Consider the following 16,967-nt stretch of genomic DNA (forward strand, 5'->3'; position numbering starts at 1 on the left):
TGTCTTATTTCAAGACAGCCAGAAGCAGCAAGGGATTTTCGAGCAGCTCTTTTACGCGCCTGATAAACATGGCCCCTTGGGCGCCGTCGACGATCCTGTGGTCGAAGGTCAAAGAAAGCGTCATCATGGGCTTTACGATTATTTGGCCATCGCAAACGCAAGGCCTGTCTTTCATCTCTCCAACCCCTAAAATGGCGCACTGCGGAGGATTGATGATGGGAGTAAAGTCTCTAACGCCAAACATTCCGAGGTTAGTGACAGTAAAGGTGCCCCCGGTTACGTCGTCTATAGCAAGTTCGCCTTTGCGGGCCTTTTCGATCAGGGCATCACCGTCAGAGGCAATTTCGTACAAGTTCTTGCCGGCAACGTCCTTCACCACGGGAACGAGTAACGCCTCCTCCGTCGCCACGGCAAGGCCGATGTTGATCTCGTCGTAGAGAACTACCTCGTTGCCTTCCAAGTAGGAATTGAGCATCGGCTGTTCTTTCAATGCGACGGCGCAGGCTTTCATTAATATATAATTGTAAGAGAGGTTAAGCCCCTTTTCCTTAAAAGAGGATTTCAGGTCTTCCCGCAGTTTCTTTAACAAAGTGCAATCTACGTCGGCATTTAATGTAACCATTGGCGAGTTCTGCCAGCTCGTGGACATCCTCTCGGCTATTACCTGCCTGACATCGGATAGGGCGATCCTTTTAAGCTGAGCTGCCTCAACTACTGGCTTTGCCCTTTCGGCTTTTTGTCTTTCGATGAAGTCAAGCACGTCTTTTTCTACTATCCTCCCACCCGGACCCGTGCCGGTAACCAAGGCTAAATCGATGCCGTGTTCCTTGGCTATCTTTTTTGCGATGGGCGTGGCCTTGATTAAAACCTCTTCGCCTGCCGGTTTAGCAGCCACGGGGGCGGGCTTGGCTTCCGCTTGAGCGGGCTTTTCAGCTGCAGGAGCCGAAGGAGCTTCCTTTAAAAGCTCGCTTATATCTTCGTCTGGGGCTGCTATTATACAAAGCGGCGTACCGATGGGCACCTTAGTCCCCGGTTGCATTAAGATCTTCCTCAGCACCCCGCTTTCGGGGGCTTCGACCTTATAGGTGATCTTTTCCGTGGAGACCTCCAGGACCACCTCTCCCTTTTCGACCCTATCTCCTTCCTTTTTATGCCATTTGGCCACCGAGCCGGATGTCATGGTAAGGCCAAGCTTGGGCATTGTGATGACTGTTGCCATAAAATTACACCTCCCTATTTGCCGTGATTGGTCATGCGTCCTCTTTGAACGGCAAGCCACATAGTCCTTTCGATGTCTACGACTCGCGGGCCACTTCCGCTTAAACGAACTGAAGCCTTCTTTCCCGGGTGCAATTCCACTTCCCTCTCACCGTCAAGGGCAATCACTGCCGGGCTCATATCGAAACATATCTCGTCTCCTATCGATATTGATTTAAATTCCAGGACCCTTACGGGCTTTATAAGCCCTGGGGCGACAGGAGCGGTTACTATGAAACCCTCCTCAGAATCAGAAGATCCTAAAATTACGTGCAATCCTTTATCCTGTGGTATTGGCCATTGAATGACCATGCCCCCTATGGAAGAAAGGCCTATATTGCTCGGTTTGGCCTGGGTCAACACAAGTTCTTTAACCCTATTCATATCCCATATGGCCTTTGAGCCCAAAAATATGTCATCGTAGAGAGCTACATCCACAAGGGCGATGTCCACAACCTTTCCGTCGATCATAATATCGATGCGTTTCGTTGGAAAGGTAGCATCTTCGACAGAGACTGCACCGGTAGCTACGTAGCCCGCCGCCATCCCCGCTATCGTCCCTTCAACCATACAGGGAAAGATGTTGTTCGTCCCCGTGGACACGGACATGAAGGGAACGGAAATGCTCCCCTTCGCAACGGCGCGGTTTGTCCCGTCCCCTCCGAGAATCACGAAACATTTGGCCCCCTCCTCTTCCAACAGCTTGGCGGCCAAAGTGGAGTCTTCCTGCGTTCCCTCACATCTCATGTTCAATGGCTCAACGCTCATTTTGAGGTGAACGTTTTCCAAAGCCCTGGGTACGATATCGAAGTAATCGGGCATGTAAAGCACTTTGTCAACGCCCGTGGACTCGAGCCCCAAGAGGATGCGCCTAACGATGTTTACCTTTTCGATATTATCGAAGACCGAGCCGTGAGCAACGAGCCTCCTAATGTCCTTGCCCGAAGCGGGGTTAGCTATGATCCCTACTAATGTCAAGGATATCGATTCCCCTTTCCAATCAGATTAAAATGTCATAGAACCTCCATCGACGTTGACCGACTGACCCGTCACGTGATCGGAGTAGACAAAAAACAACGCAAGTTTAGCCATATCCTCAGGTGTCTGCTCAACCCCTTGAGGTATCATGGCCGATACATTTCTGGCAAAGGACTTATCCCAACTTTCGCCTGGCATCTTCCAGACGTCGGCAAGCAGAGTCCACATCTGGGTTCGAACTATGCCGGGGCAGATGGCGTTTACAGTGATGTTGTCCCTGGCAAGCTCTTTTGCCAAGGAATTGGTAAATCCCACCACAGCAAATTTAGACGCGCAATAAAGGGGAAGTCCAGGAAATCCCGATTTCCCCGCAATTGAAGCGACGTTTATGATGCGCCCCCATTTTCTTTGCTTCATGTAGGGAATGACCGCCTTCGAAAATAGAAAGACCCCTTTTGCGTTGACATTCATCGTAAGGTCCCAGGCCTCTTCCTCCACGTTCTCCACGGTCGAGACCCACACGACTCCAGCGGCATTGACCAATATATCTATTGACCCCAGTTCATCGATGGTCTGTTTTACTGCTTGAGCGACTTGTTCGGATTTACTTACGTCCGCGTTTATGGCTATAGCCCGTCTTCCGAGGGACTCTATCTCCTTTGCCACCTCCTGGGCTGCGCTGTAACCTTTGATCTCCTTCGTGCCGTAGTGGTTAAAGGAGCTGTCGAGAACTTCTGCCTCAACTATTGCAACATTAGCCCCTTCTCCAGCAAGGGCAAGTGCAATTCCTCGGCCGATTCCTCGTCCTCCCCCTGTAACGATCGCTACTTTTCCCTCCAGGCTCATTTCCCTAGCCCTCCTTTAAGAGTTCTTGGGATAGGTATCCTCAGGTTCAGGAAATTCCCAACCTTCTGGCTGGTTGTAAAGCTCCACGATAGTGGCCAAGTCCTTTCTGGTGTCAAGATAGGTGTAGGTAAATCCAAACCATGTTCCACCCTGAATTACTTCTATTCCCCTCTCTTTTGCCAGTTCCATCGCCTCTTCATAGTTTCTAACCCCCAGCGCTACATGGTGAAGGCCCTCGCCGTGTTCTTTAAGGAAATCAGCATATATGCTCTTATCATCAAGGGGTTGAATGAGCTCCCATTGAACGTTCCCGATCTCAGCAAGCGCAAGCCTCATGGCGTAATCTTCTCTTTTGCCATGCAATATCATGTCTTTAACGGTGTTTGGATCGAAGGTATAAACGCTCCAGGGACCTATGCCCCATTTATCCCAGTAATTTTTCATGGCTTCTTCCAGGTCCTTAACGACTACTGCTATCTGAAGGACCTGGTTAAACAAACCTTTCTTTGTCATTTCTCTCTCCCCCTCTTTGTAACGGTTAGCAATGCAGGGAACGCTTTGACAATGGATGTCAAGCGTTCCCTGAACTAGCTCACGCTACGGCTTCCCTTACGGCAGCGATGATCTTTTCCTTGCTTGGGATGTACTCCTGTTCGAGCACGGGGCTAAAGGGTACGGGAGTAAAGGGAGCAGCTACGCGCTTTATCGGAGCATCCAAATAATCGAAGGCCTCTTCGGCGATCATGGCCGCAATTTCCGCACCGGGACCGGCAAATTTGACCGCCTCGTGGACGATGACAACCTTGTGGGTTTTCTTTACCGATTCGATGATCGTCTCGCCATCTAGGGGCTGCAGTGTCCGCGGATCGACGACCTCCACGCTGATGCCTTCCTTGGACAGCTCCTCGGCTGCCTCTAGTGCTCTATGGACCATCGCCATCGTGGCAATAATCGTTACGTCGCTTCCCTGTCTTTTGACGTCAGCCTTCCCCAGGGGAACGGTGTAGATATCCTCGGGCACTTCTCCTTCCAGGTCATAAATGAACTTATGTTCTACGAATATGACGGGATTGTCATCCCTTATCGAGCTTATGAGCAACCCCTTAGCATCGTAAGCGGTGGAGGGAGCTACGACCTTCAAGCCAGGAACGTGCATGAACCAGGCCTCAAGGGACTGGGAATGCTGTGCCGCCGCAGATCCGCCGGCGCCGCATGCCGCCCTTATGACCATCGGTATTTTCGCCTTTCCGCCGAACATATAGCGCATCTTCGCCGCCTGATTGTATATCTGGTCCATGGTCACGCCAACGAAGTCCATGAACATTATCTCGGCCACGGGCCTCAACCCCGTTGCAGCAGCGCCCAGGGCATTGCCGACTATGGCGCTTTCTGTAATGGGGGTATCTACAACCCGCTCAGGGCCAAATTCATCTATCAGCCCTGCCGTCACGCCGAAACAGCCGCCGAATACCCCAACGTCCTCACCAATGACATATACATTGGGATCGCGCCTCATCTCCTGACGTAAGGCCTCATTTATCGCTGCACGCATTGTCAACTTTCTCATCGTCTTCGCCTCCTCTCTCGCTCACGCATACACATCTTCCAAGACTTCTTCCGGAGAAGGCCAGGGGCTCTCTTCGGCAAACTTCACGGCTTCTTCGATCTTGCTGGCGATCTCCTCACGAACCTGCTTCATCTGTTCCTCGGTCATGATCCCCATCTGTGCAAGCTTCTCCTCAAATCGCGGAATGGGGTCCTTTTTCTTCCACTCCTGGACCTCTTCCTCCGGGCGGTAGACGGTCGGATCTCCCTCGAAATGCCCCCTGTAACGATAGGTCTTGCACTCAATTAATGTTGGCCCTTCTCCGGCCCTAGCTCTTTTTACTGCCTCTTGGACTGCCTCATAAACGGCGAGCACGTCGTTGCCGTCGACAACTACTCCGGGAATGTTATAGGCCGCCGCTCTGGCTGCCACATCGGGCACATTCATCGACCGCCTTTGCGATAGTGAGATCCCGTAGAAGTTGTTCTCGTTTATGAATATGACGGGCAGCTTCCAAATCGATGCCATGTTCAACGCTTCGTGAAACGTCCCCTGGTTAGATGATCCGTCGCCAAAGAAGCAGGCCGCCACATGATCGGTACCCTTGTACTTAGCCGTAAAGCCTGCACCCACGGCAATGGGAAATCCGCCGCCCACTATGCCGTTGGCCCCAAGTATCCCAAGCTCCACATCGGCGATGTGCATCGATCCGCCCTTACCCTTACAATATCCCGTACGCTTTCCAAAAAGTTCAGCCATCATGAGATTGAGATCTCCGCCCTTGGAAATCAGATGCCCGTGTCCTCTGTGCGTACTGGTTATATAGTCATCCTTACGCAGGTTTGCGCACGCCCCCGTGGCCACAGCCTCCTCGCCTACGTAAAGGTGCACAAAACCGAAGCATTTTCCGGCTGCAAAAAGCTCCGCCACTCGCTCCTCGAAATATCTTATAGTGAGCATGTTCCTGTACATCCACTGCAATGTTTCCCTTTCAATAGCCATGATATCCTACCTCCTTCTCTCATAATGCTTCTCTCATAATGTTGTTTAATTAAGCTAACGGTAACCTGACCTTGATCTGTCACCCCCTATCTCTAAGTGATATTTTATCGAGACGACACCCCTAAGGCTGATAGGCACCAGCCCTATAGGAACTCCTCACCAGTGGGCCGGCAACTACATACTTAAACCCAAGCTCGAGGCCCTTTTGCTCGTACATTTGATATTGTTTTGGAGGCACAAACTCCCTCACGGGAAGATGAGATAAAGAGGGTTGTAAATACTGTCCTATTGTAAGTATATCACATCCTACTGATATCAAATCGCTCATTACTTCTATTACCTCTTCATACGTCTCGCCAAGGCCGACCATGATCCCCGATTTTGTCAGCACCTTCGGGGCAATGGTCTTTGCCATCTCAATCAAGGCCAAGCTCCGTTCGTAGTCAGCCTGCGGCCTAACGGCCGGATAAAGGGAAGGGACAGTTTCAACGTTATGGGCTAAGACGTCTAAAGGAGCTTCAAGTAAGGTTTTTAAGGCATCCCTGTTGCCCGCCAGGTCGGAGGTCAAAAGTTCTACTTTAGCGCCGGGGTTTAATTTCTTTACTTCCTTCACCACCAAGGCCATGTGCGATGCGCCACCGTCGGATAGGTCATCTCGGGTGACGCAGGTTAAGACCACGTATTTAAGGCCAAGGGCTTTGCACGCCTCAGCGATATGTCGTGGTTCATCGGGGTCTAATGGCAAAGGGTTTCCGTGTCTTACGGCGCAGAAGTTACAATGTCTGGTACATACGTCTCCCATGAGCAAAAAGGTGGCCGTTCGAGACTTGAAACACTCCCCGACGTTGGGACATAAGGCTTCCTCACAGACAGTATGAAGGGTCATGCCCTTTATTAAGTCCTGCATTTGACTTAAGCTTTCTTCATCAGGCGCCGGTATCTTAAGCCACTCCGGAAATACCTGATTCATCTATCGTTACCCTTCCTTTGGAAGATGTATAGCTCTACCTTGAACGGACAAAGCCGCTTCCTTCAAAGCCTCACCTACGGTGGGGTGGGCAACTATAAGTTGGGCTATCTCATCGGCGGTAGCCTCCAGCTTCATGGCCATACAGGCCGTAGATATCAGCTCCGTAGCGTTAGGACCCAATATGTGTACGCCTAATACCTTTTCGTACCTTGAGTCCGCTACGATCTTTACCATTCCTTCGGCTTCACCCAACGTCAATGCCCTTCCGTTGCCGACCATGGGAAACCGTCCCACCTTTACGGGGATACCCGCTTTTTGGCAATCAAGCTCGCTCATCCCCACGGAGGCCAACTCCGGTGAGGTAAATATGCAGGCAGGAACGACGGAGCAATCCATTTCCCGCATACCGCCAGCAACGTTTTCTGCCGCGATTTCGCCTTCGGCCATGGCAACATGGGCAAGCATGTAAGGAGACGTACAATCGCCTACCGCGTAGATGTTGGGCACATTAGTCCTCATGAATTTATCTGTCTTAATTCGGCCACGCTCCGTCTCGACTCCTGCGTTCGTTAAATTTAAAGCTTGAGTGTTTGGAACGCGACCTGAGGCCAGGAGCAAATGTCCTGCCTCCACGGTTATATTTTCTCCGCTCGTTTTTTGAACCGAGACGACAAGGGAACTTCCCCTTTCCTCGATCTTCGTTACCTTGGCAGCTACGTGAATGGTTATCCCCTTTGACGATAAAATCTCATGCACGTAAGATGCCATCTCCTCGTCGATGTTTGACAATATCCTCGGCAAAAACTCTACCACCGTGACGTGGCAGCCTAGGCCTGAAAAAAGGGTCGCAAACTCTATTCCTATCACGCCGCCGCCAACTATGAGCATCGACGAAGGAATTTCTTGGATCTGCAATACGTCATCACTGGTTAAGACGTTTCGGCATTGCAGACCTTCAATCGGGGGCATAGAGGGCTTTGAACCCGTCGCTATGATGAAGCTGTCTGACCTTAATTCTGAAGTGCCATTGCCGTTTTTCACGACGATTTCCTTAGAATTGACGAACGAAGCCTCTCCGTAAATTACATCTACTCCCCACGATTCCAAAAGCGTAGCCACGCCATCGGTGAGCTGCTTTACGGTAGCATCCTTACGATCCATGAGCACTTTCCAATCAAAAGTACTTTCCTTGACCGAAAAGCCGTAATCCCGGGCCCTATCGAAGTTGCTTTTAAGCTCTGCGGCATGAAGCAAGACCTTGGTTGGTATGCAGCCTCTATTGAGACAAGTACCTCCTACCTTTTCCCCTTCAATCAGCCTGACATTGCATCCAAGCTGGGCTGCCCTTATTGCGGCTACATATCCTCCAGGTCCGCCTCCTATGACTGTTAAGTCCGCCACGATCCGTTCCCCCTTGCAGCTTAGAATCAAATACACCGACGATTTAGCAGAAATATGTTTCATGATATTACAGTTTTTAACCTGTTGTCGAAATTTAAGAAATGTTATAACAATATATAAGCATAGTATAGCACTACATCAATTATAATATAGTGCAGTTGATAAACCTGTCAAGGTATTCCTATTTCCAGACAAAAACACTACGGCCATGCAGCCTCGTGGGCTTACATGGCCGTAGTGTGCAACTTTTAATTCTGTAATCAGGTCGTTACTTTCCCGCAAACTGCGATTCCTCTCGCCTTACCCCCATCTTCATCTTAGAGGCGATTTTGTCGACGACTATGGCGATAGCGTTGTCTCCCGAGACGTTGCAGGCCGTTCCGAAGCTGTCTTGGGCGATGTAAAGGGCTATCATGAGGCCGAGCTGGGCCTCGCTAAAGCCGAGCATGCTTTCTAGCACGCCTAGGGCAGCCATCACGGCTCCGCCGGGAACGCCGGGTGCAGCGACCATGGTAATGCCAAGCATGGCAATAAAGCCGACCATGGAGGCAAAGGTAAACTGCGTTCCGTGAAGCATCATGACTGCCAGGGAGCACATTGTGATCGTTATCGTAGAACCTGCCAGATGTATGGTGGCGCCAAGGGGTATGACGAAGTCCCTTACCGCCTTGGAAACGCCATTTCTTTCGGCGCACTGGACATTTACGGGAATCGTAGCAGCCGATGACTGCGTTCCTAAAGCAGTAACATAGCCGGGGATCTGGTTTTTAAGGCACTGAAAGAAGTTTTTGCCTCCGTAGGTGCAGGCTATGGCAAAATAGACAATTATTAATATGAGATGGGAAGCGATGACGAGCAGAAAAACTTTGCCGAAAACGGACATTATCCTGCCCACTTCTCCCGCATGGGTCATGTTCGCAAATATGCCCGCCACGTGAAAGGGAAGCAGGGGAATTACCACGTAAGCAATGACCATGCTCACGATCTTTTGGAATTCGACCGTTACGTTGTAGAGGGTTTTTTCCTTCAGCGCGGATATGCCGATCCCGAGGATAAAAGCCAGCAGAATAGCCGTCATCACGCCCATGAGCGGCGGCATGTCGATCACAAAATAAGGGGGCAACAGGTGCTCTTCGGGGTTGGTGGCCATTATGTTGGAGGCGAAGTTGATTATCTTAGGCATAATATTAGTCCCGACAAAGAAGGCAAAAAGGCCGGCCAGTATAGTAGAGCCGTAGGCAAACGCGACCGTCATCCCAAGGAGCTTTCCCGCTCCCTTGCCCAGATCTGCTATGCCGGGGGCGACGAAACCAAGGATAATGAGGGGAATGACAAACCCCAGGAAATTTCCAAAAATGCCGTTGAAGGTGGCAAGAAGCCCGACACACCACTGGGGAAAATATTTCCCGATCAATATACCGCAAATAATGGCTATGATCAGCCTTGGCAGTAAGCCCATCCTCTTAAACATCAAAAGACCTCCTATCATTTGTTATAAAGATAACTTAAATGAATAAAAAAAAGCTTACACAACCGATCCGACCTGCTGTAACCTCATGAATCACCTCCGCATGTGTATTTATTCCATAATTACATGTATATTATATACGCAAAGTCTCTTTGTCTATGTATACATGTCAGGAAGAGCTATCAAAATATTTACGGTAAGGGGGATGCAAAATTTCATTATATATGTTAGGCTAACTACGGTTTTTTGAATTCCATTCACAAGAAAGGTGGTGGCAGTGCGTGGACGCTGGACCCGGTAGTCGTCGGTACAGTGCAATAAAGGATGAAGTTACGTTTTTAAATGAAGGACATCGCCTCAAGCGCGCTCTTCTTCCTTCGGAAGGTCGCAGCTACACTGCCGCCGCTTTGACAGCTTCAGCCTCTCGATACTCTCGATAGCCTCCGTTCAAAGCGTTTTCCAAATAAGCGGCAGAACCTTCCGATAAGATGAGAGCAGCCTTTGAAGGCCCTGGGCAATCGGCTTGGGCAACGTAATGTTGCCTCCGTATTCTTTTGCCCTCTAACCAAAAAAGCTCTCTGGGAGGTGATTTGCATGGAACAGAGAAACATCGATTTCTTCAAGGAAACGGTCGAAGAAATGCTCGAAAAACAGGACCTGGAAGCTTTGCGCCTTTATCTGGAGGAGCTTCACCCCTACGAGATTGGTGCGCTCTTGGACGAACTCGAAGAGTCCAAACAGCTCGTCATCCTCTCTCTCACTCTGCCGGAGGCAGCAGCTGAGGCTTTGGAGCACCTTGATTTCGACGACCAATACAGGCTCCTCGATCATCTAGACGAAGAGTCAGCAAGCAAGATAATCGCCGCCATGGGGCGAGATGCTATAGCCGACCTGCTTATGGCCATACACCCAAACAAAGCCCAGGAGATCATGGCCATGATACCCCGGGAGTACCTCGAAAGCATAAAGTTTCTCATGTCCTATCCCGAGGATTCCGCCGGGGGCATAATGTCCCTGGACTACATCCAGGCCAGGCAATACTGGACTATAGAGCGGGTGATAGAACACTTCAGAAAGGTCGGCAGAAAACAAAGCGTGACAAACTACATATACATCGTAGATGCCGTGGGCAAGCTTGTCGGCGTCCTCTCACTGAAGGAGCTTTTATTAAACGAGCCTAAGACAAAGATTGAAGACGTAATGCACACCAACATCATAACGGTTTTGGCTACGGCGGACCAGGAAGAGGCTGCCAAACTCATGAGCCAGTACGACCTCATGATACTGCCAGTGGTGAACGAACAGGGTCGCCTCGTAGGCGTCATAACGGCCGACGACATCATGGATGTCATCGAGGAAGAGGACACTGAAGACATCCACAGGCTGGGTGGAAGCCAACCTTTAGACCTGCCCTACTTAGAATCGACACTGACGACGCTTTTCAGCAAGCGCATCGGCTGGCTCGTTGTTCTTTTCGCAACACAGGCAGTGACGAGCAACATCCTGAAACATTACGAGGGAGTTTTAAGCAGCGTCGTGGCCCTTACTTTTTTCATGCCCCTGCTTGCGGGAGTGGGAGGCAATTCCGGGACCCAGGCTTCTTCTTTAATCATAAGGGGTCTTGCCCTTGGCGAGATCACGGTCCAGGACATAGCCGTCATACTCTTCAAGGAGCTTCGCGTAAGCGCCCTCATCGGAATCGTGATGGGAACGATCGGGTATTTCTTCGCCTGGACGGTCAGCGGTTCAACTGGCGTCGCAGCTGTCGTCGCCGTAACCGTAACGGTGGTTTTGATCGTAAGCTCCACCATCGGTGCCATACTTCCCATCGTCGGGAGGGCCTTCAGGCTGGATCCGGCCGTCTTTTCCGCCCCCCTTATAACCACCGTGGTGGATATCACGTCGCTGATGGTTTACTTCAACATTGCCATAAAGCTGCTCAAGTTAGGCGGATAGGATTTTCGAATGCATATATGGGAACTTTGAAAAGCACGGACAGAGGGATGTTCGTGCTTTTTTTATTCGTCCAGGACTTACTTTTTTGATATACCCTGCTATCGAATTATTAATATATTATGTTCTTGAGTTATACTAATTATTCTTTATTATAATTCATGCTGACAAAATAATATAATTTTATTCTATTTCAAATTAAATATCCTATGATAATTGTCATAAAATTAGGCGTGGCGAACATATTTGAACCTTTGTATATTTGTAATCAAATAATAAAATTTAATTAATAATATATTTTAAATATATCTATTTTTTAGAAATATTTGTCTTGTATAACGACATTGGCTAATTTATAATTAAACTTATAAATATATCATGATCTTTTAATCATGGAAGGGAGGAATTTTGACAATGGACGAAGGCGGAAGAAGACAGAGAAAGCCGACGTTGCTTGAGGCTGTCGTCGCCGTGGTGGTATCTTTTGCCTGCATAGGCATAGGCGTCCTGGCTTTGGGGGTTGACGTTCACATTCCCATCGTGATCGCAACATCTTTTGTGTGCCTCATTGGGCGCTTCCTGCTTCACATAAGCTGGAAGGACATCGAAGAGGGAATCTTTCGGGGCATCCACATAGGACTGCAGGCAATCCTCATTCTAATGATTGTCGGCATGATCGTGGGCTCCTGGATACAGGGCGGGATAGTCCCGACGCTCATCTATTACGGCTTGAGCATCCTGTCTCCAAGCATCTTTCTGCTTGCTACGCTTTTGATCTGCTCGATCGTGTCCCTGGCTACGGGATCCTCCTGGGGCACTTCCGGAACGGTAGGCCTCGCCTTGATAGGCATTGCAGCCGGCCTTGGCGTTTCCATGCCTCTTGCCGCGGGCGTGGTCATCTCCGGAGCATATTTCGGGGATAAGATGTCTCCCCTTTCCGACACGACCAACCTGGCACCTGCAGTAGCTGGCACCACCCTTTTCAGCCACATCCGTGCCTTAGTTTCCACCACGATGACTACCTACATTATCGTGGCAATCATCACTATCGTCCTTGGCTTCAGGTTTGCCGGCGGCACTCTTGACACGTCGAGGATCGAGGCCTTTCAAAAGCTTTTGGCTGCCGAATTCGACATAGGCCTACTTGGTTTCATACCGCCCCTCGTCGTAATAACTTTGGCAGCTTTGAAATTTCCTGCCATTCCCAGCATGTTCGCCGGCGTCGTTTTGGGCGGCATCATGATACTTCTTCAGGGAAACGGCCTGGGTACCATGGTCACTGCGATCCACTACGGCTACGTGCCGGCTTTAAGCGCTGAAATAGCGGAAGCTGCAAGCCCGGAGGCCATAGCCTCTATGCTTGCAGCCAAAGGCGTTACTGACGTCAATCCCGAGCTTGCCCGACAGGTGAGCGAAATGTTGAGCAGCCTGCTGGAACGGGGCGGTTTGGATTCCATGATGTGGACGGTCTCTTTGATACTCTGTGCCCTTTCTTTCGGCGGGGTCATGGAAAGATGCGGCTTTCTCGAGGTGCTGCTTGAGGCAATACTGAAACACGTTAAAAGCGTTACGGGAATGGTCGTCTCCGTCATGATCGGATGTTTTGCCACAAACCTCCTGGTTGGCGATCAATACACGGCAATTGTGCTTCCCGGAAGGATGTTCAAACCTGCCTTCGACAAGATGGGGCTGCACCCCAGGATGCTGTCGAGAACTCTTGAAGACAGCGGCACACTGACCTCCGTTTTAATACCATGGAACACCTGCGGCGCCTATCATGCGAGCCTTTTTGGCATACCTACCCTTGAGTTCGCGCCCTTCGCCTTCTTTAACTACATCAACCCAATAGTGGCCATAATTCTGACGGCCATGGGCAAGTTCATATTCTGGCGCAAGGATACTGACGACGACATAATAACCGAATAGTTTACGAAAAGAAAAAGGCCACCATCTTACCGGTGGCCTTTTTGGAGTTCCTTTAGGATTTCCTCTATCTTGGCAGCCATTATAAAATCATTTAAGAACAGTCCCTTTATGGCATAGGTGAATAAAGTTACGATCACGCGGTTATAGTGGACCGATATGTCAGGATGATGTCCTTCGGACTCGGCCAGCTCAGCTATTCTATCGAAAAACTGCCAGGATTCCCTGAAGTTGTTAAATTTAAAGGTCTTATTAAGTTTAAAAATGCCCTCATCCTCCACGATTCTCCATGAAGGCACCTGGCTCAAATATTCTTCGGCCTCCTCCCTTGTCATGGGAGGAATGCCTCCCTCGCAGGGTACGCATCTTTGATTCGTCAATTTTTCCATACCCTACACCTCCCGCAGAGAATCATTCAAGATAAATTATATATGGAAGGGGCCTTTCCCTGCCGCCGGGCGAGTGGTTGATCAAAGCACCCTTCCACCAAAGTCCGGATGATCCTCCCCCATCTAAATTGACGGCTTCTTTCATGCCGAATTGTTTGGCAAGGGCCCTCAACTCCGACAGGGTCATGCCCCTGGAGTGCCACGGGTCGCGGCCATCGACCACAACCCAGTAAATCCGCCTTCCGTCGTATCCCCAAAGCGTCCTAGGGTGTCTTTTATCGGTGAAACTCGGCTTAAAACCTTCGTTTGCATAGACCTCTCTTCCGTTGCGCAAAAGAGGCGGCCCTGCCTGAAAAGCCCACTTTGCGCCGTTAAACTCCTCGGGGACAAGAGCTGATTTTATTTCAACTTCCGTTCCCAATACCACGTTTGCGAAGTACTGCCTGCTGTTGCCCCTGGCAACGAGCAAAAAACCGTCGGGCGGGATATAGTGGCCTTTTGTCGTAGCGGCGCTTTGCTTCCAAGTCACCTTCCCCTCCCTCACCATTACTTCCAGGGCATCGGAGGGCAGTTTGGGAACCTCCATGCCGAATTCCGGCCTATATACGCTTATGCCGTGATAGCTCGGCGACACGTTCACGCCATCTAGAGCGAATTCCGCCTTCGATCCCACCACTACCTTTGCTGCTGCTTCGACTTGTCCGATATAGACCTTTCCGCTGTCGTCCCAGCCTATGGCGGTCCTGCCTCTGTAGGGCATGTAAGAGATAGCTCCGTCGGTCAGCACGAGCCCAATGGGTCTCGTTCCGCTGAAATAGCCTCCGTTTACCGCAGCCTTCGCCCCCGTCGCCTTGGCCATTTCGCTTAAAGGTTTAAATGTCCCGAAATGAGCGCTGGACAGGGCTATCTTCCCCGTCTCTGAAGTGGCGTCGTAGGAAAGGCAAACCCAATAAAGAGCTGGGCTTTCCTCGGAGCCGTTGTAGGGAACTATGGAGGCCGTCATGCCTTTGGGGAGGCGCGCCTTCACGTCATGGGCTTTGACGTAATCTATGAAGGGCCCGACGGTGACCAAATAGGCCCACTCCTGCTTCACGATGAATGCGGGAAATCCCAGATTTTTCAAATAGTCCGATAGATCTCGGGCACGAGCTTCGGCGTTCAAGGGAATTTCGTCTATCAACACGAGCCACAGCTTCGGAGGTCGCCCTACACCTTCCCTGTGCATCGTCACCGCGATGGGTCCTTCTTCAAGGGTCTTTTCGAAGATAAATCCCCTCTTGCAATTTTTCAGCCAGCTTACGAGGGAATTCAAGCCTTCTCGGCTAACGTTGGCTGCAGGTTCGTTTGAAAACAGTTCAGGTGCCTTTGGAGACATCGCTTCGGCCATGGTCAGATAGACCGTAAGATGGGGCGGAACATCCTCTTTTTCGCCAAACTCGCATATTTTGTCCAATATTTCGGCCTCGTTGAAAAGACCGAGGGCGCGAAGGGCAAACATCAAGGCCTCGGCGTTCGTCGCGTCCAAAGTTGGATAGAAATGTTCAAAGGGCGGCAATATTCCTAGCGCTTTGGCTGCCTGAATGGACTCTCCGTGAAGGGTGAGCTTCGAGACGTCAGCAAAGCCGGCGCCGTCCTGCACCACCGGCAGGTCCAGAGCCGTCATTATTTCATAGACCACTTCGCCCCTCGAAATTGCGCTGGCTCCGCCAACGTGCGCAACCGCTATAATGCACACAAGAAAAATAAAAGACGCAACCCGAAGCCTCTTAGATGCTCCCACGGCTTCGCCTCCCCTTAGGTTTTAACCTTTCGTCTTGTCCTTCAAATAGTACCTGCCGCCAGTATAAAAGAATTCATTCTTTAATTCCACAACCTCTTTAGAAAGCAGGAGTAAAACCAACACGTTCGGTATCACTATCATGGCCAGACTGATATCGAGGAAATGCCAGAGCACCTTGGCCCCGCCCACGGCACCTATGTATATGGCAGCAATGTAGACGTACCTCGACAGTTTTGCGGCCTTCAGGCCGAAGAGAAACTCCACCTGTTTTTCAGCGTAAAATACTAACACCAAAACGGTGGTTATGACGAAAAGAAAGAGGCTTAAGGCGACAAGGCCGCTTCCTAAGTTTCCGAAATACCTGCCAAAGGAAAGAGCTGCCAGGCTCGAGGGGTTGACGGCCGCTATCTCGCTCGTCCATATGCCGGAGATGAGAACGGCAAAGGCTGTAGCAGTGCAGGCGAGCGTATCCAGTATTACTTCCGTCACGGACCACAATCCCTGTCTGGTAGGATGGTCGGTGCTCGCCGTAGCGTGAGCGATGGGAGCGGTCCCCATGCCCGCCTCGTTAGAGTAAACGCCCCTCGCAAAACCCCATCTTAAAACGGCAGCCAGGCTCGCCCCCATAAATCCGCCAATGGGTGCCATGGGAACGAAGGCGCTTCGCAAGATGAGCCATATTACGGAAGGCAGCTTGTCTATCTCCATTACTATGATTATCACCACGCCCAGGGTATAAAGAAGGGCCATAATGGGCACCATCTTTTCCGTAACTTTTCCTATTCTTTTGATCCCGCCTATGACCACGACTCCGACGAACAACATGGCGCCCAACCCAACAAGGTATTCGGAAACGCCAAAGGACTCCGCCATGTTACCGGCAATGGAATTGGACTGCACCATGATACTGCAAAAAAGTTCCACAATGAAAGCCAGGGCAAACCATATGCCAAGCCATCTCCAACCAAGGCCCTTCGTCATGTAGTACATGGGCCCACCAACGTACTCTCCTTCCTCGTTTCTTTCCCTGTATTTAAGGCTTAGCACCGTCTCGGTAAACTTGGTGGCCATGCCCATCATAGCCACCACCCACATCCAAAATACCGCCCCAGGCCCTCCGTAATAGATCGCAACAGAAACGCCCGCTATGTTTCCTGCGCCCAGAGTGGAAGCGAGGGCTGAAGTCAGTGCCTGGAAGGGAGAGATTGTCCCCTCCCCCAATTCTTCCTTGGAAAATATCTTTCCCAGCGTCTGCTTAATGATGTAGCCAATGTACTTCACTTGAAAGAAACGAAGCCTGAAGGAGAGAAAGACACCTGTGACAACTAAAACTGCCATCATGGGAATTCCCCAGAGCCAGGCCGAGAAAACCTCGACCGCTTGAATAAAACCTTCCATTACTCTGCTACCTCCTTAAATATAGGTTTGACCAAAGGCCGACATGGGTCTGCAGG

Annotated in this window: 15 protein-coding genes; 3 read left to right on the forward strand and 12 right to left on the reverse strand. The window is 50.4% G+C overall.

Features of this window, described 5'->3' with window-relative positions; all coding sequences use genetic code 11:
* Window positions 1-4: 4 nt before the first annotated feature.
* The 9 genes from BLU12_RS05470 to BLU12_RS05510 all read right to left on the reverse strand — a co-directional run bounded on the left by BLU12_RS05470 (window position 5) and on the right by BLU12_RS05510 (window position 9,471).
* Window positions 5-1,219 carry a dihydrolipoamide acetyltransferase family protein gene (locus tag BLU12_RS05470; RefSeq protein WP_091461149.1) on the reverse strand — a complete coding sequence of 405 codons (1,215 nt, stop codon included), beginning with the start codon at window positions 1,217-1,219 and terminating at the stop codon, window positions 5-7.
* A gap of 14 nt (window positions 1,220-1,233) precedes the next feature.
* The gene (locus BLU12_RS05475) at window positions 1,234-2,235 is read right to left on the reverse strand and encodes an ATP-NAD kinase family protein (RefSeq protein ID WP_091461150.1); all 1,002 of its coding nucleotides are present in this window, start codon (window positions 2,233-2,235) and stop codon (window positions 1,234-1,236) included.
* A gap of 27 nt (window positions 2,236-2,262) precedes the next feature.
* Window positions 2,263-3,081, reverse strand: coding sequence for an SDR family NAD(P)-dependent oxidoreductase (locus tag BLU12_RS05480; protein ID WP_091461152.1), 819 nt, complete (start codon window positions 3,079-3,081; stop codon window positions 2,263-2,265).
* A gap of 15 nt (window positions 3,082-3,096) precedes the next feature.
* On the reverse strand, window positions 3,097-3,594 hold the full coding sequence (locus tag BLU12_RS05485; protein WP_091461154.1) for a VOC family protein: 498 nt from the start codon (window positions 3,592-3,594) through the stop codon (window positions 3,097-3,099).
* A gap of 79 nt (window positions 3,595-3,673) precedes the next feature.
* Window positions 3,674-4,648: an alpha-ketoacid dehydrogenase subunit beta gene (locus BLU12_RS05490; RefSeq protein WP_091461155.1), complete on the reverse strand. Its 975-nt coding sequence runs from the start codon at window positions 4,646-4,648 to the stop codon at window positions 3,674-3,676.
* Window positions 4,649-4,669: 21 nt separating this feature from the next.
* The gene (gene pdhA / locus BLU12_RS05495) at window positions 4,670-5,629 is read right to left on the reverse strand and encodes a pyruvate dehydrogenase (acetyl-transferring) E1 component subunit alpha (protein WP_091461157.1); all 960 of its coding nucleotides are present in this window, start codon (window positions 5,627-5,629) and stop codon (window positions 4,670-4,672) included.
* 121 nt (window positions 5,630-5,750) lie between these two features.
* Window positions 5,751-6,599, reverse strand: coding sequence for a lipoyl synthase (gene lipA / locus BLU12_RS05500; protein ID WP_091461158.1), 849 nt, complete (start codon window positions 6,597-6,599; stop codon window positions 5,751-5,753).
* Between the two features lie 6 nt (window positions 6,600-6,605).
* Entirely contained in the window at window positions 6,606-8,000 is a 1,395-nt protein-coding gene (lpdA, locus tag BLU12_RS05505) for a dihydrolipoyl dehydrogenase (protein ID WP_091461160.1), read from the reverse strand.
* A 268-nt stretch (window positions 8,001-8,268) separates the two neighbouring features.
* Window positions 8,269-9,471, reverse strand: coding sequence for a dicarboxylate/amino acid:cation symporter (locus BLU12_RS05510; RefSeq protein ID WP_234945485.1), 1,203 nt, complete (start codon window positions 9,469-9,471; stop codon window positions 8,269-8,271).
* A 278-nt stretch (window positions 9,472-9,749) separates the two neighbouring features.
* Between BLU12_RS05510 and BLU12_RS09940 the strand changes: the two genes are divergently transcribed.
* The 3 genes from BLU12_RS09940 to nhaC all read left to right on the forward strand — a co-directional run bounded on the left by BLU12_RS09940 (window position 9,750) and on the right by nhaC (window position 13,347).
* A complete protein-coding gene (locus BLU12_RS09940; protein WP_159428508.1) occupies window positions 9,750-9,908 on the forward strand; it encodes a hypothetical protein in 159 nt (52 codons plus the stop codon).
* 154 nt (window positions 9,909-10,062) lie between these two features.
* On the forward strand, window positions 10,063-11,424 hold the full coding sequence (mgtE, locus tag BLU12_RS05515; protein ID WP_091461164.1) for a magnesium transporter: 1,362 nt from the start codon (window positions 10,063-10,065) through the stop codon (window positions 11,422-11,424).
* Between the two features lie 411 nt (window positions 11,425-11,835).
* Entirely contained in the window at window positions 11,836-13,347 is a 1,512-nt protein-coding gene (gene nhaC / locus BLU12_RS05520) for a Na+/H+ antiporter NhaC (RefSeq protein ID WP_091461166.1), read from the forward strand.
* Window positions 13,348-13,373: 26 nt separating this feature from the next.
* Here nhaC and BLU12_RS05525 read toward each other — a convergent pair whose 3' ends face one another.
* The 3 genes from BLU12_RS05525 to BLU12_RS05535 are packed head-to-tail and all read right to left on the reverse strand — an operon-like array spanning window position 13,374 to window position 16,911.
* On the reverse strand, window positions 13,374-13,733 hold the full coding sequence (locus BLU12_RS05525) for a 4a-hydroxytetrahydrobiopterin dehydratase (RefSeq protein ID WP_091461168.1): 360 nt from the start codon (window positions 13,731-13,733) through the stop codon (window positions 13,374-13,376).
* Window positions 13,734-13,755: 22 nt separating this feature from the next.
* Complete coding sequence (locus tag BLU12_RS05530) at window positions 13,756-15,513, reverse strand: phosphodiester glycosidase family protein (protein WP_091461170.1); 1,758 nt, start codon at window positions 15,511-15,513, stop codon at window positions 13,756-13,758.
* Between the two features lie 21 nt (window positions 15,514-15,534).
* Entirely contained in the window at window positions 15,535-16,911 is a 1,377-nt protein-coding gene (locus BLU12_RS05535; protein ID WP_091461171.1) for an alanine/glycine:cation symporter family protein, read from the reverse strand.
* Window positions 16,912-16,967: the final 56 nt, after the last annotated feature.

The sequence above is a fragment of the Acetomicrobium thermoterrenum DSM 13490 genome, from assembly GCF_900107215.1.
In the GTDB taxonomy this organism is placed as follows: Bacteria; Synergistota; Synergistia; order Synergistales; family Acetomicrobiaceae; genus Acetomicrobium; species Acetomicrobium thermoterrenum.

Coding starts and splice junctions, on each gene's coding strand:
- BLU12_RS05470 (WP_091461149.1), bottom strand. CDS start 1,219: ATGGCAACAGTCATCACAATGCCCAAGCTTGGCCTTACCATGACATCC.
- BLU12_RS05480 (WP_091461152.1), bottom strand. CDS start 3,081: ATGAGCCTGGAGGGAAAAGTAGCGATCGTTACAGGGGGAGGACGAGGA.
- BLU12_RS05485 (WP_091461154.1), bottom strand. CDS start 3,594: ATGACAAAGAAAGGTTTGTTTAACCAGGTCCTTCAGATAGCAGTAGTC.
- BLU12_RS05490 (WP_091461155.1), bottom strand. CDS start 4,648: ATGAGAAAGTTGACAATGCGTGCAGCGATAAATGAGGCCTTACGTCAG.
- pdhA (WP_091461157.1), bottom strand. CDS start 5,629: ATGGCTATTGAAAGGGAAACATTGCAGTGGATGTACAGGAACATGCTC.
- lipA (WP_091461158.1), bottom strand. CDS start 6,599: ATGAATCAGGTATTTCCGGAGTGGCTTAAGATACCGGCGCCTGATGAA.
- BLU12_RS05510 (WP_234945485.1), bottom strand. CDS start 9,471: ATGTTTAAGAGGATGGGCTTACTGCCAAGGCTGATCATAGCCATTATT.
- mgtE (WP_091461164.1), top strand. CDS start 10,063: ATGGAACAGAGAAACATCGATTTCTTCAAGGAAACGGTCGAAGAAATG.
- nhaC (WP_091461166.1), top strand. CDS start 11,836: ATGGACGAAGGCGGAAGAAGACAGAGAAAGCCGACGTTGCTTGAGGCT.
- BLU12_RS05525 (WP_091461168.1), bottom strand. CDS start 13,733: ATGGAAAAATTGACGAATCAAAGATGCGTACCCTGCGAGGGAGGCATT.
- BLU12_RS05535 (WP_091461171.1), bottom strand. CDS start 16,911: ATGGAAGGTTTTATTCAAGCGGTCGAGGTTTTCTCGGCCTGGCTCTGG.